This is a genomic window from Cycloclasticus pugetii PS-1, assembly GCF_000384415.1.
GTDB lineage: Bacteria > Pseudomonadota > Gammaproteobacteria > Methylococcales > Cycloclasticaceae > Cycloclasticus > Cycloclasticus pugetii.
Window position 1 is genome coordinate 1,150,096 of sequence record NZ_ARVU01000001.1, and the last position, 24,767, is coordinate 1,174,862.

Sequence of the window (24,767 nt, forward strand, 5' to 3'; positions counted from 1 at the left end):
GTATTATCGCCCACCTACAGACTTATTGCATTATTTATGCATTTTTTCTGAAGGAAGTCGGGGTGTAGCGCAGCCTGGTAGCGCAACTGCTTTGGGAGCAGTGGGTCGGGAGTTCGAATCTCTCCACCCCGACCAATTTTTACTTATGCTGAAGCGCTTGTAGCTCATCTGGATAGAGCATCGGCCTTCTAAGCCGAGGGTAACAGGTTCGAGTCCTGTCAAGCGCGCCATTAAGGCTAGGTTAAGTTGGTTATACCCTTTAAGAGATAAAAATTGTAAATTTAAGTTCTGTTTAAAATCGTCGATGGTGGGTGTAGCTCAGTTGGTAGAGCCCCTGACTGTGACTCAGGTTGTCGAGGGTTCGAGTCCCTTCATCCACCCCATTTTACGATTATTCTTTCCTTTAATATGCCTAGTCATTTCACTGTTTTAGTTTTTAAACTAAAATTCGGTGTTATTTTCCTTAGCGGGCCATATTTTGCCATTTAAACCATTTCCCATCTTGCTCACTGAGCCAAGCGAACCACCTCCTGAAATCAAACACCTTATTAATAAGGGTGATTATCGACTCATCGACACTGACGATACCTCTGAAGCTTGTTTGTTAATCTATAACGATAGACGCCTTAACCTTCAACTACGAACGACTAATAAACCTTTGCAGCTATGCATTGATTTCATCAATGGCAAAGCTAAGCACCGTAGACAATATGGTGGAGGTAAAAATCAGCCTCTGGCAAAAGCGTGCGGGCTAAATAAACACCCAGATTGGAGTATTTTAGATGCCACTGCTGGACTTGGAAAAGATGCCTTTGTTTTAGCTAGCCTGGGTGCGCAAGTCACTTTATGTGAAAGACACCCCGCCTTATATGGTTTGTTAGCCGATGCCCTTGATCGAGCCACTCATGATAGTAGCGTTGCAGATATTGCTGATAGGATGAAATGTATTTATCAAGACTCAATAACTCACTTAAATACTTACCAGCATATTAATAGCAAATTACCGGATGTAATTTACTTAGACCCCATGTACCCCGAAAGAAAAAAATCGGCAAAAATAAAAAAAGAAATGCAAGTATTACAATATCTTGTCGCACATAATTTAAATAATAATGAGCTTTTAGAGACGGCACTGAAAACTGCCATGCATCGTGTTGTAGTGAAGCGACCAAAATCTGCAGCTCCACTCAATGAGTGCTTTCCGAGTTACACTATTAATAGTGTGAATACACGATACGATGTGTATGTTAATTCATAGATTATGCCTGTCGAGAAGATCCCTTCTTTAAGCTCAACATTTGTTATGAAAATGATAAGATAGAACATGAGAATAGTCGCCTATCAGTCTTAAAGTAGCCTGTATATTGCAATTAATCAGTCGGAAAAAAGCACACAATTAACCAGTTTAAATAAATTATTACGTGAATCAAAAAACGACAACTTCAACGCCTTCGCCCGCACATTTACAGATTGTAAAGCTGTTAAAAGAGTCGGCTTTTTTGGTATTACTTGCTGTCAGCTTATTTTTGCTGGGCTCACTTTTTAGTTATCACGTGGACGATCCTGGTTGGACGCATAGTGGCACGGGACAGGCTGTATTAAATATCACCGGAGTTGTTGGCGCATGGATAGCAGACTTCATGTTATCTATCATGGGATTTATGGCGTTTGCTCTTCCTTTTATGTTAATGAGCAGCGCATGGAAGTTCTTATCGGAAGCACGTTCCAAACATGTTGATACACTCACGCACCAAGTCATTCGTTGGGTTAGCTTTATTGTGTTTTTAGTTGCCGGTGCTGGCTTGTTAGACATGCATTATTACCAACGTTGGCTCACCATCCCTGGTTCACCGGGAGGCATTATTGGCTTAGAGTTAACAGATTTTTTAACACATCTGTTTGCTTTTCAGGGCGCAACACTTATTCTCTTGAGCTTCTTCCTTATCGGCATCACACTTTCTACTGGGCTTTCATGGCTAGGTCTGATGGATAAACTCGGTGCCTTATCAATAAAAGCATTTCGCCTGCTAAAAACCTACATTGAAGATAGCAAAGAACGTAAAACGTCTGTTACCGTCAAAAAACAACGTAGTGATTCATTCAAAAAGCAATCGAAAATATTTGCAGCCAAACCGAAAGCACGAATTGAGCCTGTTATTAGAGAAATAAAAAGCAGTGAGCGTGTTGAAAAAGAGCGACAAGTAGCGTTATTTGATGAGCCTGCCGGTGCCTTGCCAGGCTTGGCATTATTAGATAAGGCTACCGAGCAGGTTGAAGGGTATTCTAAAGCAGCGCTTGAAGCACTGTCGAAATTGGTTGAATTAAAACTGCAAGATTTTGGTGTTGAGGTCGATGTAGTAGCAGTTAATCCGGGCCCTGTTATTACACGGTTTGAAATTCAACCCGCGCCGGGCATAAAAGCCAGTCGAATTAGCGGCCTTGCTCAAGACTTGGCGCGCTCGATGTCCACACATAGCGTACGTGTTGTAGAAGTTATTCCTGGCAAATCTGTGATTGGCTTAGAAATACCCAATGAAGCACGTGAAATGGTGAGGCTTAGTGAAATACTCTCTTCTCAAGCGTATGAAAAATCAAACTCTCCTTTAACATTGGTGTTAGGTAAAGACATTTCCGGTCAACCTACGGTTGCTGACTTGGCTAAAATGCCGCACTTATTGGTTGCTGGCACAACCGGTTCGGGTAAATCTGTTGCCATTAACGCGATGATTTTAAGCTTGTTATATAAAGCAACACCGGAACAAGTTCGAATGATCATGATTGATCCAAAAATGCTTGAGCTATCAGTCTACGAAGGTATTCCACATTTATTAACCCCTGTTGTAACTGATATGAAAGAGGCATCCAATGCATTGCGTTGGTCTGTTGCCGAAATGGAAAGGCGTTATAAATTAATGTCCTTATTGGGTGTGCGAAATTTAAGCGGTTATAACAAAAAAGTAAGAGATGCAATAAAAGAGGGGAGCCCTTTAGCTGACCCATTATGGGAGCCAACACCCTTTATTGATGAGGATGAGGCTGGCACACTGACTGAGTTACCTCAAATAGTCATCATAATAGATGAACTTGCCGACATGATGATGGTGGTTGGTAAAAAAGTTGAAGAGTTGATTGCGCGGCTTGCGCAAAAAGCACGGGCCTCTGGCTTACATTTAGTGTTGGCAACACAACGCCCATCGGTTGATGTGTTAACTGGCCTAATTAAAGCCAATATTCCTTCAAGAATAGCCTTTCAAGTGTCATCAAAAATTGACTCGCGTACGATACTCGATCAGTCCGGTGCAGAATCCTTACTAGGGAATGGTGATATGTTGTATCTACCCCCAGGTTCTGGTTTGCCACAACGTGTTCATGGAGCATTTGTGGATGATCATGAAGTGCATAAAGTTGTTAAACAACTTAAAAAATCAGGCAAAACAAATTATATAGATGGCATTTTGACCGCCTCTGACCCGGCTGAATTTGATGGGGGAGGGTCTGGCGGTAGCTCGGAAGATTCCGATGAGCTGTATGATCAAGCCTTAAAAATTGTAACAGAGACACGCAGAGCATCCATTTCTGGTGTACAGCGCCAATTAAGGGTTGGTTATAATCGAGCCGCACGAATGATTGAAGAAATGGAACGCTGTGGCGTTGTCGGTCCATTACAATCGAATGGTTCACGTGAAGTATTGGCCCCACCACCACCTGAGTTATAAATTATGAATACACTTCGTAGCGTTTTTTGCTGTTTTGTCTTATTTGCTTTTACTTTACCAAGCGTCGCAAAAAGCAGCGAAGATAATCTAGCGCTTCATTTGCAACACTATGTAAACCTTAGCGGTCAATTTACTCAGGTCATTAGCAGTGAACAAAGCTCTTTTATTCAATCATCAACCGGTGAGTTCTGGATAAAAAAGCCCAATCAATTTCGTTGGCACTACACAACGCCTTATGTGCAAAAAATTATCTCAAACGGGGATAAGCTTTGGGTCTACGACGAAGACCTTGAGCAAGTTACCATCAAAAATGCATCGCAATCGGTTGGTTCCTCGCCTTTAGCAGTAATTCTTGGCTCTATTGAACTTGATACGCTTTTTAATATTACTCAGTTGGATAACAGCGAGCAATTAGAATGGTTAATGCTAACGCCTAAAGAAGACTCAAGTGGTTTTGAATTTATTAAGGTGGGTTTTAAAGATGGCCTACTCAACAAAATGCGTCTGCATGATAGTTTTGGCCAAACCACAGATTTATTGTTTACTGATGTGACCATTAACGAGCCTATTGTAGACGAAACCTTCGAGTTTATTGTGCCAGATGGCGCTGATGTTTTTGAAGAAACGCCGAACTAATGAAACCCACTGAACCGCTGGCCGATCGCCTTCGTCCCACCTCGTTACAGGAATTTTCAGGTCAAAAACATCTTTTATCTGAGGGTAAACCCCTTTATGAAGCAATTCAATCAGGGCAATTACACTCGCTCGTTTTATGGGGCCCTCCAGGTGTTGGTAAAACAACCTTAGCAAGAATCATTGCGCAACAAGCCGAGGCCGACTTTATTTCACTTTCAGCTGTTTTAGCCGGCGTTAAAGATATTCGAGCCGCTGTTGAGCAAGCAAAGAAAAATCGTATAGATAAACAACAAAACACACTTCTTTTTGTTGATGAAGTACACCGTTTTAACAAATCACAACAAGATGCTTTTTTACCACATGTAGAAGCCGGAGTTTTTACGTTCATTGGCGCGACCACTGAAAACCCCTCTTTTTCGCTCAATAATGCATTATTATCCAGAGCGCGTGTTTACACATTAAAATCACTTGAAGAAGACGATTTGCGCGCTATCCTTAATCATGCCTTAACGGATAAAAACAAAGGGCTCGGTAGCCAGTTTACTATCGACAATGAGGCCATTCAATTGTTACTGAATGCCTCAGATAAAGATGCCAGACGGTTATTAAATTTTATTGAATTAAGCGCTCAATTAGCTTCTGCAAACGAACATAAAACCATTACAGCCAATATAATTAATGAGGTTGTTCAAGATGGAGTGCGGCGTTTTGATAACCACGGTGAAGACTTCTACAATCAAATATCGGCGTTACATAAATCCGTTCGTGGTAGTGACCCCGATGCCTCGTTATATTGGTTAAAACGTATGCTTGATGGCGGGTGCGATCCCTTATATGTCGCACGACGTATTGTCCGTATTGCCTCTGAGGATATCGGTAATGCAGACCCTCGTGCGTTACAAATAGCTTTAAATGCCTGGGAAACACAAGAAAAATTAGGCAGCCCTGAAGGTGAGTTAGCACTTGCGCAAGCAGTAATTTACTTGGCCTGTGCAGCAAAAAGTAATGCCGTATATAGCGCTTTCAATGCAGTTGACAGCGTTATAAAAAAAACAGGTAGTTTGGATGTTCCTTATCACCTTAGAAATGCGCCAACAGCCTTAATGAAACAAGAGGGCTATCATGAAGGTTATCGTTACGCACATAATGAGCCCAATGCCTTTGCTGCAGGGGAAAATTATTTACCAGAGGCGCTTATTGGTTCAACTTATTACGAACCAGTTGATCGTGGACTTGAAATAAAGATTGCTGAAAAGCTTCGATACTTAAGAGAACTTAACAAACAAGCAAAAAAATAAAATATTCCGCTATATTAAAAGGTATTATTACCACTCATTAACTGACACATTAATTGATTTAGCAATGAATAAATTTATTACTCTGCTTATTTTACCCCTTCTGCTTTTCCTAAGTGCTTGCACAACCGTATTAATTGGTGGCGCTGGTGCTGGCGGTTATGCAGTTGGTACTGACGAGCGACCTGTTGGTGTTATATCAGAGGATATTTCTATAACCACTCGAGTCAAAACTACATTAATCAAAGATAAGCAGATTGATGCTTTTGATATTAATGTTGATACCTACCGTTCCGTGGTCACTCTATATGGACATGTTAAGAGCTCAGCTCAATTAAATCGAGCCATAAGTCTTACAAGCTCGGTAAAAGGGGTTAGTAAAGTGATTTCAAAATTGACGGTCATTCAATAATAGAGCTGCTATGAAAATTTTACTTATTATTGTTGTCATTGCAGCCGTTTTTTATCTGGTTCAGTATTTTTTAAATGGTAAAGCAACGTTAAACGCTAAAGATAATATTCAAGCTGGTGAAGAGTTCTTAGCAAAAAACGCTGAACAAGAGGGCGTTATAACCACCGCATCAGGTTTACAATACAAAGTGCTTTCACCAGGTGATGGTGAAGTGCACCCAACTTCGACCGATAAAGTGACCGTTCATTACCATGGTACTTTGTTAGATGGAACGGTCTTTGATAGTTCTGTAGATCGAGGTGAGCCCATTGCCTTTGGCCTAAACCAAGTCATTAAAGGCTGGACTGAAGGTGTGCAGTTAATGGTAACAGGTGAAAAAACACGTTTTTTTATACCCAGCAAATTAGCGTATGGCAATCAATCCATGGGGGCCATTAAAGGCGGTTCAACGCTTATTTTTGATGTTGAGTTGATTGCTATTGATTAACGTATTTTATTAGGCATTATGCAGTTACTGAGTAGGATTAAATAAGGAAGTTTATGATTCCAGTTATTATGTCGGGTGGAAGTGGTACACGCCTGTGGCCACTGTCTAGAAAGAACAAACCTAAGCAGTTTATTGCTTTATTTGGCGAAAATACCATGTTTCAAGAAACGCTAAATCGACTTAGTGGACTTGAGGGTATTCAATCACCTATTGTTGTCTGCAATAACGATCATCGCTTTATGGTAGCAGAGCAATTGCAAGAATTAAGAATCACCTCACCTAATATTATTTTAGAACCTGTTGGGCGAAATACTGCGCCAGCGCTCGCTACATCAGCGTTAGAAGCTCAAAAAATGGGCGATGATCCAGTTTTATTAGTCTTAGCCGCAGACCATGTTATTGATGACCTTACAGCTTTTCATCAAGCCATTGAAGCTGCAAAAATACAAGCAGAACAGGGCAAGATTGTAACGTTTGGTATCGTGCCCACTTCCCCAAACACCGGTTACGGTTATATTCAGGCCGATCAAAAAAACACCATCAGCCCCGTTAAAGCGTTTGTAGAAAAACCAGACTTACAGACTGCTACGCAATATGCCGACTCAGGTAATTTCTATTGGAATAGTGGGATGTTTATGTTCAAAGCATCCACGTTGATTTGTGAATTAGAAAAATATTCACCTGAGATTTTGTCCAGTTGCCGTGAAGCTTTAGCTAAAGGTACGAAAGATCTCGACTTTACTCGTTTGGATGTTGCTTCATTTGAAGCTTGTGACTCAGACTCAATAGATTATGCAGTGATGGAACATACCAGCAAAGCCGTTGTTGTACCGTTAGATGCCGCCTGGAGCGATGTTGGTTCCTGGTCTTCCTTATGGGAATGCGCGCAGCAGGACGCCGATAATAATGTTTTACAAGGCGACGTGGTCGTTGAAGATGTGCAAAATGCTTATATTCATAGTGAGCACCGTTTGGTATCTGTTATAGGGTTAGATGATATTGTTGTTGTTGAAACCGCTGATGCCGTCATGGTCGCGAGTAAAAAATCTGCACAAAATGTAAAAAGCATAGTCAACCGACTGGTAAATGAAGACCGTAAAGAGGCAGAAAACCACCGTCTATGTTATCGCCCTTGGGGACATTATGACGCTATTGATGTTGGTGAACGGTTCCAAGTTAAACGAATTACGGTTAAACCAGGCGCTTCATTATCATTACAAATGCACCACCATCGTGCTGAACACTGGATTGTAGTGACAGGCACGGCAGAAGTTACCTGCGATGATAAAGTTATGCTGGTTTCAGAAAACCAATCCACTTACATCCCAGTTGGTACCAAACATAGATTACATAACCCTGGTCGAGTTTTGCTCGAAATGATTGAGGTACAGTCAGGGGCTTATTTAGGTGAGGATGACATTATTCGTTTTGAGGATGATTATAGTCGGACATAATCATCGAGCCCTCTGAGATATTATATAAAGCTCTATAATGACTAATACAGGGTCGTTTTTGAATTAATTAGATAGAACCCGAATGTCGACGAGTGCGAATTAACATCTATTTTTATCGTCTGTAGAAAAATGTTTTTAAATGAAAAATGGCGTATTATTTAAAAGCTCTTTAATCACGCTTGCTAACTATTGTATGTTTACCTCCCCAGGACGATAGATTGTCTTTCATGACCAAAAAACGTGGTGTACTTATAGCGTTTAGCGCTATAGTTTTCTTATTCCTTCTCTCATACATCGCGTTACCTTGGCTTGTACAAACAGCACTGACATCTTCATTAAGCAAGTACGACATTGAAGTTACAAACATTCAGTTCGATCGCCCATCGTGGAAACAACTTTCTTCACGCTCATTGCAGTTAAAGTCATTATCATTAAGATTTGAAGAGCAGGTAGACGTTGATATAGCAAATACATTCATCAATTTTAATACACCTTCCGCATACTTGGTTTTGGTTAACATCGACTCTATTGATATACGGATAAATAAACCTTCTTCGAATAACACTGTTACTGACATTAATTTATTTGATGTTTTGCCAAGCGCTTTAATCGATGATCTACCTGAAGTGCGTCTGCTTGTTAACTCGTTAACGGTCCATCGACCTCATTTAGAACTGAAGGCGTTCAGGATTGATTTATCAAATGGATTATTAACCGTCCAAACCATATTAGGTGACGGTTTTTTTAACAAAGGTTCCAAAGTATTTAAGCAGTTAATCGACACCAATATTTTATTAAAAATAAATGCGCAAAATGAACTTGAATTAAACATATCAGATACCGCCGCTAATCCATTACTAGCGTTGAGCCTTAAGTTAACAAAACAAGGTGATCTACTGAAAGGGGACGTGCAGCTTAACAGTGAATTAAATGCTTTCGAGTGGCCAACAATTAATGGTAGTGCGATAAGTGTTAATAGCAATCAATTGGTCAGTAGCAACCAATTCACATTACCTGCCACACAACGGTTCTCTATAGATGAGATTACACAACTTACCGGCGTTACTAAGATACAAAATACCAGTCATTTTTCTAACCAACACACAGCAGCAACGACTAAAGTCACCACCGACACAACGCTAAGGTTTTCATTAGACAAAGGAAAATTTCGTTTAACGCTCGTAGACCCTAAACAACCTATTGTAGAAATAAACGGCTATCTAAAACGTTTCCTTATGCCCGATAACAACTACAAAATGATGGATGAAATGGGCACTTTGCTTGCCAATCTAAAGGAGCCTCTCACCATCGAGTATGATCTATTGGCTGATTTGAATAACCCTTTCTCAATTATAGATGGCAGCTTTACCCTAGAATACATTGAAAAGAACAAAAAGCTGATCGATGTACAGTTTTCTAACATGGAGGTTATTACCCCAGAAAACAGTCACAGAAGCCATTATCAGTTTCAGCTCAAAGGTAATCTACACCTTGCTAATATTTATCGTCCACTCGATATAGAAAACCTCTTTATTAGCAAACTAAGAGGTGAGGTTAACAGCCGAGTAAGCATTCAAGATCATCACTTGATGATTCAGCCGTTGTCGAAAAATCGTTTTGAAATACATTCTTTACGTTTTAATGAATACAAAGCCAAAACACTTTTCGTAAACATTCCAAACCAAACGCTTTCTATTAATTTAAACACGCAAGATGTTTCCGCTATGAAATTTGCATTAGGTGGTCAAAACCTTGATAGCAATCAATTAAACATTAAAAAATGGGGGCTTACAGCAAACGCAAGCCTCCAGCAGCATAAGATGAGTATTCGTTCTTCAATTGACGCAATGAATCTGGCGTTGTTAGATCAGACATACTATATCCCACCCATGATTATTAAAAACCAACTCTGGTTTAAAGACTTAAGTGCAACTAAAGCATCGCTTAAACTCGCCAATATTTGTAACGACCCCATCCTTTTCGCAAACTGGCAACCTAAAAACAGTACAGAGCATTTAATTGATATCCATTGGCAGCAGACTTTTTCAACACATAAGACATTCAGAAAATGGCTTAACACACCAATACTTCCATTTGACATGACTGGAGGGAGCTTTGCGGGAGACGCGGTTATTGAATTAAACAAGGGTGAAACTGAATTTAAGCAATTCAAGGTCTCATTACACGAAGCTCAAGGTGTTTATCAGACAGGTACATTTAAAGGGGTTCAGCTTCAGTTAAGTTCACCCTCGCAACAATTGGGGTCATATAAAACACAACAGGCGGTTACGTTTGACACCTTTTATGCTGAACTTAACGGCCACATTAATGAATTAAATATGGGTATCAAGGCAAACAATATCGAGCTTAATGGCGTACTTTATAATCAACTAAACGAGTGGCATTTTAAAACCCCGTTAAGCAAAGCGACCGTTTTTTCAGGTTTAGTAGAAATTCAAAATGAAGACATTAATTTTAACGATACTATACAACTGGAGTTGATCGTAGATCGCTTGGATTTATCTGAATTGGTCAGAACGCAAAACATGGATGGCTTATATACCAGTGGCAAATTATCAGGACGTATTCCTGTGCACTATATAAACGGGCAATTCAACGTATCGGATGGCCATATGAATAGCATCGATGGCGGGAAAATACGTTACACCACACCTTTAAGCCAAAGCACAAATATAAATGATCAACTCAAATTAACCTTCGATGTACTGGAAGACTTTAACTACACAACGTTAAACAGCAAAATAATTTACGATGATGATACGCTATTGTTTAAATCTGCTATTTCTGGGCGTAATCCAACTGTTGCCAATGGCCGTTTAATCAACTTAAACTTAAATACTGAAGTCGGCTTAAAAGGGGCTCTTGAAACAATGCGCATTCAATCAGGTATTGATTTAAACATAGAAGCGTTTATACGCTCTAAAATAAAGCATTCAAATAATCAATATTATTGCCAATAAAAACATGAGGTTTTGTATGAAAAAAATAGCCCCCATCGCATATATAACATGTATTGGCTTGTTGCTAAGCTCAATATTTGGATGCACGCCAACCGTCAAAGTAGAAGCGTCAGACAAGCCCATTACAATCAATTTAAATGTAAAGATTGAACACGAAATTCGAGTCAAGGTTGATAAAGAGCTAGACTCCATACTGTCTGAAGATTCAGGCTTATTTTAAGAGGAACGATGATGAAATACGTACAAATTTTATTAACTGTTTTTATGCTCACACTATCAACAGTTTCTTTAGCCATTGATCTACATAGTGCAAAAGATCAAGGTTTAGTAGGAGAAACGCCGAACGGGTATTTAGCCAGCCCCGTTAGTGCTCCATCAGCTGACATTAAAGCACTCATCAGTGATATTAATGCCAAACGGAAACAAAAATATGCCCAAGTTGCAGCAAAAGTTGCTAAGCCATTAAGCGTCGTTGAACAACTGGCAGGGAAAAAAGCTATTGAAAAAACAAGCAAAGGGCATTTTATTCAATTTCCAGATGGCCAATGGGTCAAAAAGTAACGACAAACGCTTATCCCTTTAACTTTGAAACTATTTGGCTTTTAGCATTAAGCGCCTGTACATGCCTGAGTAATTAAAGTTTATTGGCATCAATTTCTGCAGTGACAGGCATAACATATTAGCGAATACTACGGAGTAGTATCTGTCTACACTGTACGCTGCTGAGCAAGAAGTTAAATTAAATACTGTGTTATATTAAGCTCCAGCAAATACTCGGAATTCACTTTTTTATTCATTTTTTTATGCTCTAACCAGCACAAAAATAGCGTGATACCATAATGGACACGGCTATACCTAAACTTTCAATCTACTTTGTCGGTGACGTTTGTGAGCACACTGTTTTATCCCATCCAACTTCTTCGTTCTACAACAAGCTTTATTTACACCTTATTTCTATTAAGTGTTTTGTTTATTAGCGGTTGTAGCACAATACCACCGATCGATAAAAAGGAACCAGTAATAACTGCACCGGTATGCCCTGTGTGTAAACCAACGACTTGCCCTAAAGTTGCTGAACCCATAAAAAAAGTAGCTAAAAAAACAAGAGGGGAGTTAAATCTACCCGTGATAGGAGGCGTTGAAAATGTTGTTGTTGAGCCTCTAAATTTAAAATTTGAAGCACGTATAGATACCGGGGCAAAATCCACCTCGATACATGCAGAAAACATCCAGCTCATTGAACGTGAAGGCAAGCGCTTTGTGCGCTTTTCATTATACGATAGTAAAACCAAATCACTCGTTGAGGTAGAACGTCGTTTTCGTAGGCGAGTAATTATCAAACAGCAAGATGGGAATAATGAAATGCGATACGTCGTCACATTATGGTTAACTCTCGGCAAGAATAAAGATGAGGTTGAAGTGAACTTGACCGACCGATCTGCCTTTGACTATCAGCTATTAGTTGGGCGTAATTTATTAACTGACCGAGCTATAGTTGATGTTAGTTTACGTCATACCTTAAGGCCTTAAAACTTGTCATCTACACATAAAATCACCATCATCGCGCTATTTATGATCCTGCTCGGTCTTGGCTTGACCTTGTACAAAAATATAGTGTTAGGGTTCCCGCTTTTACCGGGTATTAGAGAAGATGTTTGGACAATAGAATCCAAAATAAACCTTAAACCCCTACATGAAGGGCCTGTTCAAATAGCGCTAACCTTACCTGAAGAAGATGCTGGTTGGGTGTCTTTAGACGACCACTTTGCCTCATCTGGCTTTAATTTTTCAGTGACTGAACAAAACGGTCATAGACGAGCACATTGGACACGCGAAACAATGGAGCGGGCTACGACCTTGTTTTATAAAAAACAAGTTTATCGTATGCGAGACAGGGCGCTCACAGACCGAGTTGTCCCTAATGTTGAGCTGCCTATTTTAACCACCACGAATGAAGAGGTGATGGAAAAGGTGGTCGAATCCTTAAAGACAAAATCGACAACGCCCGCAGAGTTTTCCACTTTATTATTCGACAGTATCAACCTGCCGCAACCCGACCCAGACATGAGCTTTCTTTTGTCGAGCTATGGTGGCGTACATCTAGACGTAGTTATGGATGTTCTAGCTTATGCCAACATTCCAGCACAAGTCATTAAAGGTATCTTCTTGGAAGATGGCCGTCGTCGACAACGTATCAACAGCCTTGTTGAAATAGTCGCTGGCGACCGCTGGTTAATTTTTGACCCTACAACAGGTGCTGAAGGGCTGCCGGATAACTTTTTTGTTTGGCAACACGGTTCCACCTCAATATTAGACGTCATTGGAGGGCGCAACTCATCCATTGAGTTTGCGTTAGTAAAAAACACATTACCTCTTAAATCCATCCTTTTCATGGAAGGGCATCTTGAAGAGCAACCCTTATTAGATTTTTCAATTTATGCTCTACCTGTAGAGCAACAAGGTATTTTTAAGGGCTTATTACTGATACCAGTGGGTGCTTTAATCATCGTTTTGCTGCGAATACTGGTTGGCTTAAAAACATCTGGCACCTTTATGCCTATTCTGATTGCACTCGCCTTTATTCAAACCTCACTCTTAGTGGGATTGGGTATTTTCCTTACCGTGGTCGGCTTCGGCTTATGGATACGCTATTATTTGTCTTACCTCAATTTATTATTAGTAGCACGAATAACCGCTGTGGTCATCGTGGTTATTCTATTAATGGCAGGATTAAGTGTTATTAGTTATAAACTTGGCTTTCACCAAGCTTTAACAATCACCTTTTTCCCAACCATTATTCTTGCTTGGACTATCGAAAGAATGTCACTTTTATGGGAAGAAGAGGGCGCGCACGAAGTCTTAGTACAAGGAGGCGGGAGCCTATTAGCGGCCATTTTGGTTTACTTAACCATGTCAATGTCGATGGTAGAGCACCTTACCTTTAATTTCCCCGAGTTAATGATCAGCCTACTGGGCATTGTTTTATTATTAGGTAAATACACTGGTTATCGCTTGTTTGAACTGTATCGTTTTCGTGCTTTCGGCCACACTGAATGAAGTGGGTATCGCCTAAAAAACTAAGGGAACTTGGCATCCTTGGTATGAACAGCCGAAACATTGATTATATCGGCCGTTCAAATGACAGGCGTCTTTTTCCATTAGTAGATGACAAGCTAAAAACTAAAAGACTCGCTGAAAAATTTGGCATGTCTGTGCCTCGACTTTTTGCTGTTATTAATAATCAACATGACATACAAACATTAGAAAACCAACTTAGTGGGCGAAACCAGTTTGTTATTAAACCAGCGCAGGGCAGTGGTGGAAAAGGCATTTTAGTCATAGCCGAACGTGTAGACGATCAATACATCAAATCCAGTGGCCCCTCGCTAAAACTAAGGGACTTAAAACATCATGCCACCAATATATTAAGCGGTTTGTATAGTTTGGGTGGCCGCCCCGATGTTGTCATGATCGAAGACATGATTGTTTTCGACCCTATTTTTTCACCGTACAGCTATGAAGGCGTTCCAGACATAAGAGTTATCGTTTATAAAGGATACCCTGTTATGGCCATGCTTCGTTGCTCAACCCATGCATCAGATGGCAAAGCGAACTTACACCAAGGTGCCGTCGGGGTAGGGCTTGATATAAACACAGGAAAAAGCCTTTTCGCAGTGCAAAATAATATTAAAATTGAAAAGCACCCAGACACTGGGTTTAGCTTTGATCAGCTAGTAATTCCTAACTGGGACCATATTTTACAGCTCGCCTCTCATTGTTATGAAATGGTCGGCTTGGGTTACTTTGGCGCTGATATTGTATTGGATAAAAATAAAGGCCCTATGATCTTAGAACTCAATGCTCGCCCGGGCCTCGCTATTCAGGTTGCAAACCAAACCGGTTTAACCAAACGACTTCAACATATCGATCAACATATATTAGCTATGACACATGACGTTGAGGCGCGCATCGCGCTAGCAAAAAAATGGTTTGCTAACTCCCTACGCAACGCCTAACCCTGTACTATATATTTAAAAACAACAGGTAATGACATTGAAGCACCCAGCAAATAACTAATATGTAACCATTACAGAGTTTAAATAAATGGTAGAACCCGAAAAAAAAATCATACAAAGAGAGAAGTTAATACAAGCAGGGCAAATGCATTTAGTGCATTGGTTAATTGTATTGCTTTCTATTGTACTAACTTTTACAGCTTGGCAATTTTCTAGGTTGCAACTTAATCAAAAACTTGAAACTAAATTTCATCGTAATGCAGAGCAAGTTGTTAACTCAGTAAAAGAAAGAATGAAGCTTTATGAAAATGCACTTTGGAGCAGTGTCGCATTCATTGATGCAGTTGACACACCGATTACCTACAGAACATGGCTATCTTATTCACGGAGCCTTAAAATAGACGCTACCTATCCTGGCATTAATGGGATTGGTGTTATTTATAATATCCAACCACCTCAACTGGATAGTTATCTACTAAAACAGCGAGAACTTAGGCCACATTTCAGCATACACCCTAAGCATCATGAATCTGAATATTGGCCCATTACCTATATTGAACCCGCATTACCGAATCAAAAAGCGATAGGCCTTGATATGGCTTTTGAGAAGAATCGCTATGTATCCATTCAAAAAGCACGTGATTCAGGGCAGGCTCAGTTAACAGGACCAATTACCCTAGTACAAGACGCAAAAAAAACGCCCGGTTTTTTATTCTACACACCCTTTTATGAAAATGGTGCTAAGCCAGACAACCTTGAAACACGAAGAGCGTTAATTGAGGGTGTGACGTACGCCCCGTTCATTATGAAAAACCTTATGCAAGGCACCTTGGCTGAGAAATATAGGCATGTCAGTATTCAAATACATGATAACGGACAATTGTTATTTGACGATCATGCTGATAGAAACCTCGATGATGTAGATCAGGATCCGCTGTTTAGCAAAAAAGAACATGTCGAGTTATATGGCCGAGTATGGACTTTTTCAATTCAATCAAATTTGGCCTTTAGGAATGAATTTTCGTCAAACCAATCCGCATTCATCTTAATTGGAGGCTTAGTAATCGATGCCTTATTACTTACACTCTTTTTATTATTAACTAAAGCTAATCGCGAAGCACTAGCCTATGCCGATAAAACAACTCAAGCCCTAAAAGAAAAAACAATTAATTTAGAAAAATCAAATAGTGATTTAGAACAGTTCTCATATGTTGCCTCACATGACCTTAAATCGCCTCTCAATGCGATCACAAACCTCGTAGAATGGATAACTGAAGACTGCCAAGATATTATTCCTGACGAATCAAAAAAGCACTTGGCGTTATTAACTCAGCGTAGTGGCCGTATGATGAGGTTACTGGATGACCTTCTTGAATACTCACGTATTAATCGCAATAAATTTAAAAATGAGCCTGTAAACTTAAAAGATATCAGCACAGATGTGTTTTCAATGCAGGATAAGACAGAGGGATTTACATTATCTGCGCCAGATGTAGAAATAACTATCCCTAAAACACCCTTAGAAATAGTACTCAGAAACTTGATTTCAAATGCAATAAAACATCATGAAAGTAAAAGTGGTGCTATTAATGTCTTGTATGAAAGCAATCCAGATTACCATATTATTATCGTTGAGGATGATGGCCCGGGCATTCCATTAGAATTACATGAAAAAGCACTGGAAATGTTTCAAACATTAAAGCCGAGAGATAAAGTGGAAGGCAGCGGTATGGGATTAGCGATGATTAAACGAATTGTCGAACATTATAAAGGCAAGATATTAATTACTTCTGATGGTAAACACGGAACAAAGATATCTATTTATTGGCCATTATCAAATGCATAAATATTCACACTATTAGAGTATAAACTATGGACACTAACCCAAAAGACGTAACCTTATTATTAGTTGAAGATGATGATATTGATGCCATGACAATTGAGCGGGGCTTTCTTAAACAACGCATCGCCAACCCAATCGTTAGAGCTTACGATGGTATAGAGGCATTAGAGTTATTAAGAAGCAATAAAGTATCTCGCCCATTGATCATCTTACTTGATTTACAAATGCCAAGAATGGGCGGTATTGAGTTCTTAAAACAGTTACGTGCAGATGAAACTTTGTCTGATTTAGTTGTTTTTGTATTAACAACCTCTAAATCTGAAGAAGATATGTTATCAAGCTACAAACAACATATCGCAGGATATTTTATAAAAGGCGATTCAGGCGAAAAGTTTTTAGACATTGTGAATGTTTTAGATAGTTATTGGAAAATTGTCCAATTACCTAAATGAAAAACAATAAAACCAAATAATATAAAACTTAGCAACTATACTGATTTTAATAGCTGGTTAACTTTGGAAAGCGTGTCAAGATATGAATATACTAATAGTTGATGATGATATTGTTGACAGAGAACTTATTACAAGGACTTTAAAGCGCAGCAATATATCGTGTGAAATTTCGGGTGTAGAGTCAGTAGATCAAGGACTTGAACAATTAAAAAAAACGGAATTTGATGCCGTTTTACTCGATTATAACTTACCAAAACGTAATGGTATTGAGTTATTAGTTGAACTGAGAAGCGTCCATGAACGACATGACATCCCAGTTATAATGATGAGCACGTCAAAAGACGACGAACTAGCGCTTAACTGTATTAACGCAGGCGCGCAAGATTTCCTTGTAAAAACTGAAATAAACGTTTTTCGATTACAAAGAGCTATTGTTAATTCACATGCGAGAGCTGATCTAGAAAAACGTCTCTATCAAAGCTATCAACACACTAAAGAACTTGCAGAACAAGATAGTTTAACTGGCATATCCAGCCGCTATCATTTTGATGAATCTTTGAGTAATGATTTAAAAAGTAACGAAAGAAATAAAACAACGCTCGCGTTATTATTAATTGACCTCGACCATTTCAAATACGTTAACGATAATTATGGACATGACATTGGTGACAGCTTATTAATAGAAGTAGTCAACCGAATACATCGTTGCTTAAGAGGAAATGAATTATTTGCTCGTCTTGGTGGTGACGAATTTGCAATAACCTTAACCAATATAAACTCAGCTAATAATGCCACGCATGTTGCACAACGTATTATAGATGCATTAAGTGAGCCATTTACGATTGATAATCACATCATCTCTTCAGCAGCGAGTATAGGTATTTCCATTTCTCCAGATGATAGCGTTAACCCAAAAGAACTATTTAAATACGCTGATATAGCAATGTATAAAGCTAAAAGCAAAGGGCGTAATCAATTTTCGTTTTTCGAAGAAGCAATGCAAGTAGAGTTTTTATCGAATTTTCATATTGAAAATCAGTTAAAAGAAGCGCTTAAAAATAAACATTTTAACCTGCATTACCAACCTGTTATGGATCCAAAGACTCAACAGTTAACAGGGGTAGAAGCATTAATTCGCTGGGAAGTCGATGGTGTAGCAATAAGCCCAGATAAGTTTATACCTATTGCTGAAAAATCTAGGTTAATTTTCGATATTGGTCAATGGGTCATTGAACAAGCAATAAGGCAATTAAGTAACTTAAATCTAGACCATTCGCAATCAATTACTATGGCTATTAACTTATCAGCCGTACAGTTAACAAATGACAGTGTAATCGACGTCATTCACGACTGTATAAAACAATATAATGTCGATGCCAATTTAATTGAATTTGAAATAACAGAAACAGCCTTAATTGTTGAACCAGAAAAAACGGTGAAAATAATACAAGCAATCAGTGATTTAGGTTGCAAAATATCACTGGATGACTTTGGTACTGGCTTTTCTTCATTGTCGCACTTACATAGCTTTCCTATTGATATTGTAAAAATAGACAAATCTTTAATGCCTAGTTATTTCTCAACAGAAAAAGTGAAAAAATTATTATCAGGTTTAATTGTCATGCTTAAATCTTTAAAGCTTCAAATTGTTGCCGAAGGTGTTGAAACACAGGATGATTTAGATTTATGTATAAATTTAGGCGTTGATAAAGTTCAAGGCTACTTTTTTGATAAAGCACTGCCAGTTGATGAGTTTGAACGGAAATATTTACAACTAAATAACAAAAAAGTGCTGTAAAACTTTATACCGTCATTAATTAAACATCTTAAGCTTTTTGTACTCAGCAAAAGTTTTAATTCAGGAAGTACGCTTAAGTCGCTTTCATCTTAGATCAGTATAGAGCCTTAATTTTAGAAACCCCTCTGTGGATATGGGAATGAAAGTAACGCCAAAAACTTTCAATCGCGCCTGCTTGTTTCTTCAAGGTATTATTAAGCTGTTTGATTCTTATGGTTGGATAATGCAGAAAGGTATTGGGAACTCTAATCAAGCTGCCTTTGTATTTGAGGGTGAACGATTAAGCTTTGAATTGAAAGAACCCGTAACACAGATCTCTGCTGAAATTACTAATCTCAAGAGAAAAGACGGATATTTATGGCCTACAAAAGAATACGCCCCTTCAGGTTTGTTTGAGTTCACTATAAGCGGTATGTATTTAACTGGGTTACAGGCATGTTGGAAAGATACTGCAAAGAAAAGGCTTGAAAATAGACTGCCGAGTATCGTGCAAGGGTTCAGGCAGGCTTTTGAGTATAAGAAGCTTGAAACCATTAGAATAAGAGCTAAGCCCCTTGCCTGGGAGAAAAAAGCAAAGATAAATCAGGAGTTGTTACGTTTAAAGGAAATCGAAGAAGCCCGGCGCAATCATTTATTTGAACTGGCTCAGGCATTTGATCAGGCAAGATCTATTCGGAACCTAATTTTGGCCTTTAAGGAATCAGATAGCAGGGAAGAGGGGTTCGATATGTGGTTAGGTTGGGCTGAAAAAACAGCTAATGAAATTGATCCAGTTGATAAACAAGCAGAGGTTTTAACTGGTTCTCAACAGATAGAGGCAGGAGAGTTCTGATTTGAATTCTAACTTGGACTCAAGATGGTTCTGGTATATTCTGGTTACGCATTTAAAGCGCTGTTGTTATTTAATGAAGAGTTGAATGAGGAAGATAGGCGAGCTGTACGAGAAAATTTGGATGTTGAATCGTTGGTTTTATTTGACTTATTACAAAAGCCAAATTTATCGAGTAAAGAAATTAATAAGATTAAAAAGGTTGCCAATAACCTTCTAATAACTTTAAAGACAGAGAAACTGAATATAGCAAATTGGTGCGAAAAAGAAGGCACTAGAGATGCAGTAAGACAGAGTTATATATGATTACCTGTATGACGAGAAAACAGGCTTGCCTGTCGATAGTTATGAAGTTGAAGAAATAAAGGAGCTAACAGAGGACCTTTTTAATCACATCTACCGAGTGTATCCTAAGTTACCTTCGCCTATTTATAAAGGAACTTAATGGGACGTGGTGTGCGATGACGATTTAAGATTATTAGCCATAACACGACTTTAAAATAGATGACTATCAGTCCACATGATATAAGTAGCATTACGCTTATCAAACACTAAGAACTTGGATGTGCGTTAGATTAACAGGAGGTTTAAGTTGCAGTTAAAAGGTTTTGGGTTTTCTGGGTATAGGAGCTTTGGTAATGAGTTAACTAAAATTGCACCACTTAGAAAAGTGAATCTTATTATCGGAAAGAATAATACTGGTAAGTCCAATATTATTAATTTCCTTAATGAACAGTATGGCTATTTTGTTGCGAAGGCTCAAAAATCACGGCCTGAAAAGGTATCGTTTCAGGATATTGATCTACACATATCAAATCAAAGAGCTAAGCACAGAATATCATTTCCATTATTCAAGGGTGATATAGATGAATACATCAATAGCAAATTCCCTAACGAAAACGAACATAGAAGATATCGACTAGCAGCAAAAAAATTACTTTCATCTAGCCTTATAAGTAACGATAAGGGTGATATTTGGTTTACCTACATATCAGCAAACCATAATGGTGAATTCACTCTGGACTTCTCCATAGAAGAGATATTGCCAGTTCTTACCCCCCAAGAATGGCAGCAGTTATGGAATGGTTTTTCTAATCAAAGTGGTGGAGGCATCAAGCGCCATTGGATACCGGAAACATTAAAGTATTTAGCACCTATCCCTTCTTCCATACCTGATATAGAAGTAATCCCAGCCATAAGAAAAATTGGGAGTGCCGGCACTGAAGCGGGTGACTTTAGTGGTGAAGGTATTATTGAAAAACTAGCAAAAATACAAAACCCTTCACATACTCAGCAAGCAGAAAAAGAAAAGTTTTCAGCTATTAATAAGTTTGTCCAAGTAGTTCTTGAGAATGAAGGCGCTATAATTGAAATTCCCTACCAGAGGGATATGATACTAGTTCATATGGATGGCAAAACCCTTCCACTTGAGTCACTGGGAACTGGTGTTCATGAGGTTGTTATTTTAGCTACTGCAGCTACTCTACTTGAAAACACGATACTTTGTGTGGAGGAACCGGAGTTGCACCTTCACCCTTTACTCCAAAAAAAGCTCATTAAATATTTAGCCGATAGCACAACTAATCAATATTTCTTCACTACGCATTCAGCGCATTTACTGGACGCAGTGGAATCTGAAATTTTCCATGTCACTCAGGTAAATGGAGCTTCAGTTGTTAGAGCTATTGCCAGCACAAAGGAGCGTTCAGGCATTTGTAATGATTTAGGGTATAAGGCATCAGATATTCTTCAAGCAAACTGTATTATATGGGTCGAGGGTCCTTCCGACAGAATCTATCTAAATTATTGGATTTCGGCTAAAAACCCCAACTTGATTGAGGGTATTCATTACTCAATTATGTTCTATGGTGGTCGTTTATTTAGTCATCTCAGTGCTAATGATGATGACGAAAAAAATAGGGTAGATGACTTAATTTCTGTACGTAATTTGAATAGAAATACAGTCATCATGTTTGATAGCGATAAAGCGAGTCCGAATGTAAAATTAAATTCAACAAAGCAAAGATTAGAAGAAGAGTTTAATTCTGGTATAGGGTTCTCTTGGATAACGAAAGGCCGAGAGGTTGAAAATTACCTAGATCATGACAGGCTGGAAGAAAGTGTTATTGCCGTTCACCCTTCGGCTGGTAGTTTACTTAAGAAAGGCCAGTGGGAAAACCTTTTGAAGTATAAAAAGAAAGGAGGTTCAATTGAGAGAGATGCAAACAAGGTAGATGTAGCAAGACATTACGTTAATAATAATGATGCCGACTTAAGTGTCCTAGATCTAGAGGAAAGAGTGCAAGAGCTCAGTCAATTTATTGATGAATCAAACGGGAATTAAACCTAATTTACTAGAAATTAGCAGTAATAGAATTATTGAACTAGAGTAATTTTCGCTCATTACTAGAACATGAGCTTTAGAAGTTACACCTGAGTTACGCCATTACAAATAGGCAATAAAAAAGCCCCAGCACGATTAAATGCTGAGGCCTTGTTATTCAATGGTGCCTGGGGCCGGAATCGAACCGGCACGACTGTTAAGGTCGCGGGATTTTAAGTTATTTGTGTCCTTCTTTTAGGTTTCTTGATATTCTTGTTTAAACAACTACTTATCAATAATTTAGAGCAACTCTTCTTTTAGGTTTATTGCAATAAATAGTGCGTTTTTGCCGTAATTTGTCTACTATACGTCTACTATTAGAATCAAGTAACACTAAAGGGACCCAAAATGGCTCATCTTAAACTTTCAAAAAAAGTAGTAGACAGCATCAATCCACCAGCACTAAAAGAAGACGGAAAACCGTCTCAAGAATTTTATCGTGATACAGAACTTACAGGCTTTGGCCTAAAAGTAACTAATACTGGAAATAAGACCTATATAGTGGAAACCCGTATCAATGGAAAACCCAAACGAATGACATTGGGTAAGCACGGCCACTTAACAGCCGAGCAAGCACGAAAACAAGCACAAATTTTATTAGGTGAGATAGCTCAAGGAAATGATCCTGTAGCTGATAAGCGTGAAAAGAAAATTCAAGCAGTAACGCTGCGTGATTGCTACAAAGAGTATCTGATAACTCGACGTGACCTCAAACCTAATACGTTAGAAGATTACAAACGGTGTATTGAAGGCTCTCTTGAAGACTGGCTAGATAAACCAGTCACCGCTATTAGTAAAGATATGGTCGAGAAACGACATCGTAAGCTAGGAATTAGAAGCCATGCTAGAGCAAATAACACGATGCGGGTATTGCGTGCGCTATTGAACTTTGCAATGGAGCGTTATGAAGATAAAAATGGCAATGGAATAATACAAATTAACCCAGTGAATCGCCTTAGTAGTACGCGAGGGTGGTATGAAGTAAAGCGCCGCCAAACACTGCTTACACCGACACAACTGAAGCCTTGGTATGAAGCAACGTTAAAGCTCAATCAAGAAGTCACTCGTGATTATCTACATTTTTTATTGTTTACTGGCCTTCGTCGTTCAGAGGCTACTGGCTTGAAATGGGATGATGTGGACTTTGACGAAAAGAGCTTTATTATTCCAGATACAAAGAACAAAGAACCTCATCGTCTACCTATGTCAGATTTTCTTGAAGATCTGTTAAAACGCCGTTACCGTCAAGCTGAAAAAATATGGGTGTTTCCATCTCCAATTACTGATGGCCCATTGAAGGAACCAAGAACAGCTATTGCACGTGTTATATCGTATTCAAGCATTCAATTTACATTGCATGATTTAAGACGAACATTCATTACTATTGCTGAAAGCTTGGATATACCTGCTTATGCATTAAAACGCTTGCTTAATCATAAATTCTCAAATGATGTGACCGCTGGATATATTGTTCCTAACACTGAGCGCTTAAGAGCACCCATGCAACAAATAACAAATTACATCATGGAGAAAATAAAAGAATGATTCACTACCTAGATGCCTTTGCTGATTTCAACCCATTGACTGATAAACTCCCAGAAAATTTAGAATGGGAAGTAGGGTATGTTCAACAGCATGCCTTAATGTATTTACCAGACACTATAACGGTTCAAGACTTGAATGCAGGTCTAGAAATACTATTCCAAATGAGGCTTAAAAATAGTATTAACGCCATTCACGAGTACTATGAAAAAGGTGCCGATCGTTTTAAGGATACCGGGCTATTTACAACGACACCATTCGAACACTTTCTTTGTACAGATTATTTTCAGGAGACTGAAAGGCCAAATGGAGAAAAGTTTGTTTGGTCTCAGGTCTTCGCAGTAGCAGCGTTGGCTTGTGTAAGTGATTACGTAAACCTGTCCCTTAATTTGGTCCACACATACGAAACTGGCGAAAGTATAGCGGCTAAACTTAATAACCAGCGGGGTGATTTTAATAAGAGACAGAAGCCTGAATTAAAGGCTAATGCATTGGAGTACTTGGGGTTTGTAAGATTATTTTCAGATCGACAAGAGCGAATTACCAGCGATAAACGACGCGGTGAAGCAGTTAGACAAAAGAAGCTCCAGAACTACCATGAAGTTAAATATTATATGGTTGAACAATACAATGCTTTATCAAAACCAATAAATGATCGTAAAGCAGCTAAAATCATCTTAGAGTCTATGGAGGAGGGACTACGGTCCCAAATGGTCAGTGAAGACCCAGAGCAACAATTACGAATCTGGCTAGGTCAGGCTCGGAATAATAAGCTTGCTGGACAAGCTGGACTCCCAGAACTAAAGCATTAAGGCTCACTTGTATATATTTTAAGTACTTGAAATATATTTTAAGTACTTAAAGTATATTTCAAGTACTCAAAGGATATAAAGCAGAGGCAAACCAAAGGAAAATTTTCTCCA

Annotated in this window: 22 protein-coding genes and 3 tRNA genes; 24 read left to right on the plus strand and 1 reads right to left on the minus strand. The window is 38.9% G+C overall.

Features of this window, described 5'->3' with window-relative positions; all coding sequences use genetic code 11:
• The first annotated feature begins 58 nt into the window (after positions 1–58).
• The 13 genes from CYCPU_RS0105550 (at position 59) to CYCPU_RS0105610 (ending at position 11,542) form a co-directional block, all read left to right on the plus strand.
• A tRNA-Pro gene (locus CYCPU_RS0105550) sits at positions 59–135 on the plus strand.
• 18 nt (positions 136–153) lie between these two features.
• Positions 154–230: transfer RNA gene (locus CYCPU_RS0105555), tRNA-Arg, on the plus strand.
• A gap of 77 nt (positions 231–307) precedes the next feature.
• A tRNA-His gene (locus CYCPU_RS0105560) sits at positions 308–383 on the plus strand.
• A 95-nt stretch (positions 384–478) separates the two neighbouring features.
• Positions 479–1,258: a class I SAM-dependent methyltransferase gene (locus tag CYCPU_RS0105565; protein ID WP_198003963.1), complete on the plus strand. Its 780-nt coding sequence runs from the start codon at positions 479–481 to the stop codon at positions 1,256–1,258.
• 163 nt (positions 1,259–1,421) lie between these two features.
• A complete protein-coding gene (locus tag CYCPU_RS0105570; RefSeq protein WP_020162137.1) occupies positions 1,422–3,716 on the plus strand; it encodes a DNA translocase FtsK in 2,295 nt (764 codons plus the stop codon).
• Between the two features lie 3 nt (positions 3,717–3,719).
• The gene (gene lolA / locus CYCPU_RS0105575; protein WP_020162138.1) at positions 3,720–4,352 is read left to right on the plus strand and encodes an outer membrane lipoprotein periplasmic chaperone LolA; all 633 of its coding nucleotides are present in this window, start codon (positions 3,720–3,722) and stop codon (positions 4,350–4,352) included.
• The gene (locus tag CYCPU_RS0105580; protein ID WP_020162139.1) at positions 4,352–5,650 is read left to right on the plus strand and encodes a replication-associated recombination protein A; all 1,299 of its coding nucleotides are present in this window, start codon (positions 4,352–4,354) and stop codon (positions 5,648–5,650) included. The genes lolA and CYCPU_RS0105580 overlap by 1 nt, the downstream gene beginning before the upstream one ends.
• Positions 5,651–5,714: 64 nt before the next feature.
• A complete protein-coding gene (locus CYCPU_RS0105585) occupies positions 5,715–6,059 on the plus strand; it encodes a BON domain-containing protein (RefSeq protein ID WP_016390708.1) in 345 nt (114 codons plus the stop codon).
• 10 nt (positions 6,060–6,069) lie between these two features.
• Positions 6,070–6,546 carry a BamJ family beta-barrel-assembly machinery protein gene (locus CYCPU_RS0105590; protein WP_015005921.1) on the plus strand — a complete coding sequence of 159 codons (477 nt, stop codon included), beginning with the start codon at positions 6,070–6,072 and terminating at the stop codon, positions 6,544–6,546.
• Between the two features lie 53 nt (positions 6,547–6,599).
• On the plus strand, positions 6,600–8,000 hold the full coding sequence (locus CYCPU_RS0105595; RefSeq protein WP_020162140.1) for a mannose-1-phosphate guanylyltransferase/mannose-6-phosphate isomerase: 1,401 nt from the start codon (positions 6,600–6,602) through the stop codon (positions 7,998–8,000).
• A gap of 227 nt (positions 8,001–8,227) precedes the next feature.
• Positions 8,228–10,981 carry an intermembrane phospholipid transport YdbH family protein gene (locus tag CYCPU_RS0105600; RefSeq protein ID WP_020162141.1) on the plus strand — a complete coding sequence of 918 codons (2,754 nt, stop codon included), beginning with the start codon at positions 8,228–8,230 and terminating at the stop codon, positions 10,979–10,981.
• 16 nt (positions 10,982–10,997) lie between these two features.
• The gene (locus CYCPU_RS0105605) at positions 10,998–11,201 is read left to right on the plus strand and encodes a YnbE family lipoprotein (RefSeq protein WP_016390705.1); all 204 of its coding nucleotides are present in this window, start codon (positions 10,998–11,000) and stop codon (positions 11,199–11,201) included.
• A gap of 8 nt (positions 11,202–11,209) precedes the next feature.
• Positions 11,210–11,542 carry a YdbL family probable chaperone protein gene (locus tag CYCPU_RS0105610; RefSeq protein ID WP_020162142.1) on the plus strand — a complete coding sequence of 111 codons (333 nt, stop codon included), beginning with the start codon at positions 11,210–11,212 and terminating at the stop codon, positions 11,540–11,542.
• A gap of 380 nt (positions 11,543–11,922) precedes the next feature.
• Here the strand turns inward: CYCPU_RS0105610 and CYCPU_RS12030 are convergent, their stop codons facing one another.
• Positions 11,923–12,063 carry a hypothetical protein gene (locus tag CYCPU_RS12030; RefSeq protein ID WP_198003964.1) on the minus strand — a complete coding sequence of 47 codons (141 nt, stop codon included), beginning with the start codon at positions 12,061–12,063 and terminating at the stop codon, positions 11,923–11,925.
• A 43-nt stretch (positions 12,064–12,106) separates the two neighbouring features.
• Here CYCPU_RS12030 and CYCPU_RS12035 point away from each other — a divergent pair, with 43 nt between their 5' ends.
• From CYCPU_RS12035 to CYCPU_RS0105665, 11 genes are all read left to right on the plus strand, one after another.
• A complete protein-coding gene (locus CYCPU_RS12035; RefSeq protein WP_015005925.1) occupies positions 12,107–12,511 on the plus strand; it encodes an ATP-dependent zinc protease family protein in 405 nt (134 codons plus the stop codon).
• A 3-nt stretch (positions 12,512–12,514) separates the two neighbouring features.
• Complete coding sequence (locus CYCPU_RS0105620) at positions 12,515–14,038, plus strand: inactive transglutaminase family protein (protein WP_020162144.1); 1,524 nt, start codon at positions 12,515–12,517, stop codon at positions 14,036–14,038.
• Positions 14,035–14,997: an alpha-L-glutamate ligase-like protein gene (locus CYCPU_RS0105625; protein WP_020162145.1), complete on the plus strand. Its 963-nt coding sequence runs from the start codon at positions 14,035–14,037 to the stop codon at positions 14,995–14,997. Before CYCPU_RS0105620 ends, CYCPU_RS0105625 begins: the two co-directional genes overlap by 4 nt.
• 88 nt (positions 14,998–15,085) lie before the next feature.
• On the plus strand, positions 15,086–16,843 hold the full coding sequence (locus CYCPU_RS0105630) for a CHASE domain-containing protein (protein ID WP_020162146.1): 1,758 nt from the start codon (positions 15,086–15,088) through the stop codon (positions 16,841–16,843).
• Positions 16,844–16,869: 26 nt separating this feature from the next.
• Entirely contained in the window at positions 16,870–17,292 is a 423-nt protein-coding gene (locus CYCPU_RS0105635; RefSeq protein WP_020162147.1) for a response regulator, read from the plus strand.
• A gap of 82 nt (positions 17,293–17,374) precedes the next feature.
• A complete protein-coding gene (locus tag CYCPU_RS0105640; protein WP_020162148.1) occupies positions 17,375–19,090 on the plus strand; it encodes a two-component system response regulator in 1,716 nt (571 codons plus the stop codon).
• 139 nt (positions 19,091–19,229) lie between these two features.
• Entirely contained in the window at positions 19,230–19,922 is a 693-nt protein-coding gene (locus CYCPU_RS0105645) for a hypothetical protein (RefSeq protein WP_020162149.1), read from the plus strand.
• Between the two features lie 24 nt (positions 19,923–19,946).
• Complete coding sequence (locus CYCPU_RS0105650) at positions 19,947–20,225, plus strand: hypothetical protein (protein ID WP_020162150.1); 279 nt, start codon at positions 19,947–19,949, stop codon at positions 20,223–20,225.
• Between the two features lie 286 nt (positions 20,226–20,511).
• Positions 20,512–22,263, plus strand: coding sequence for an ATP-dependent nuclease (locus CYCPU_RS0105655; protein ID WP_020162151.1), 1,752 nt, complete (start codon positions 20,512–20,514; stop codon positions 22,261–22,263).
• Between the two features lie 387 nt (positions 22,264–22,650).
• Positions 22,651–23,847, plus strand: coding sequence for a tyrosine-type recombinase/integrase (locus tag CYCPU_RS0105660; RefSeq protein ID WP_020162152.1), 1,197 nt, complete (start codon positions 22,651–22,653; stop codon positions 23,845–23,847).
• The gene (locus CYCPU_RS0105665) at positions 23,844–24,656 is read left to right on the plus strand and encodes a hypothetical protein (RefSeq protein ID WP_020162153.1); all 813 of its coding nucleotides are present in this window, start codon (positions 23,844–23,846) and stop codon (positions 24,654–24,656) included. The genes CYCPU_RS0105660 and CYCPU_RS0105665 overlap by 4 nt, the downstream gene beginning before the upstream one ends.
• Positions 24,657–24,767: the final 111 nt, after the last annotated feature.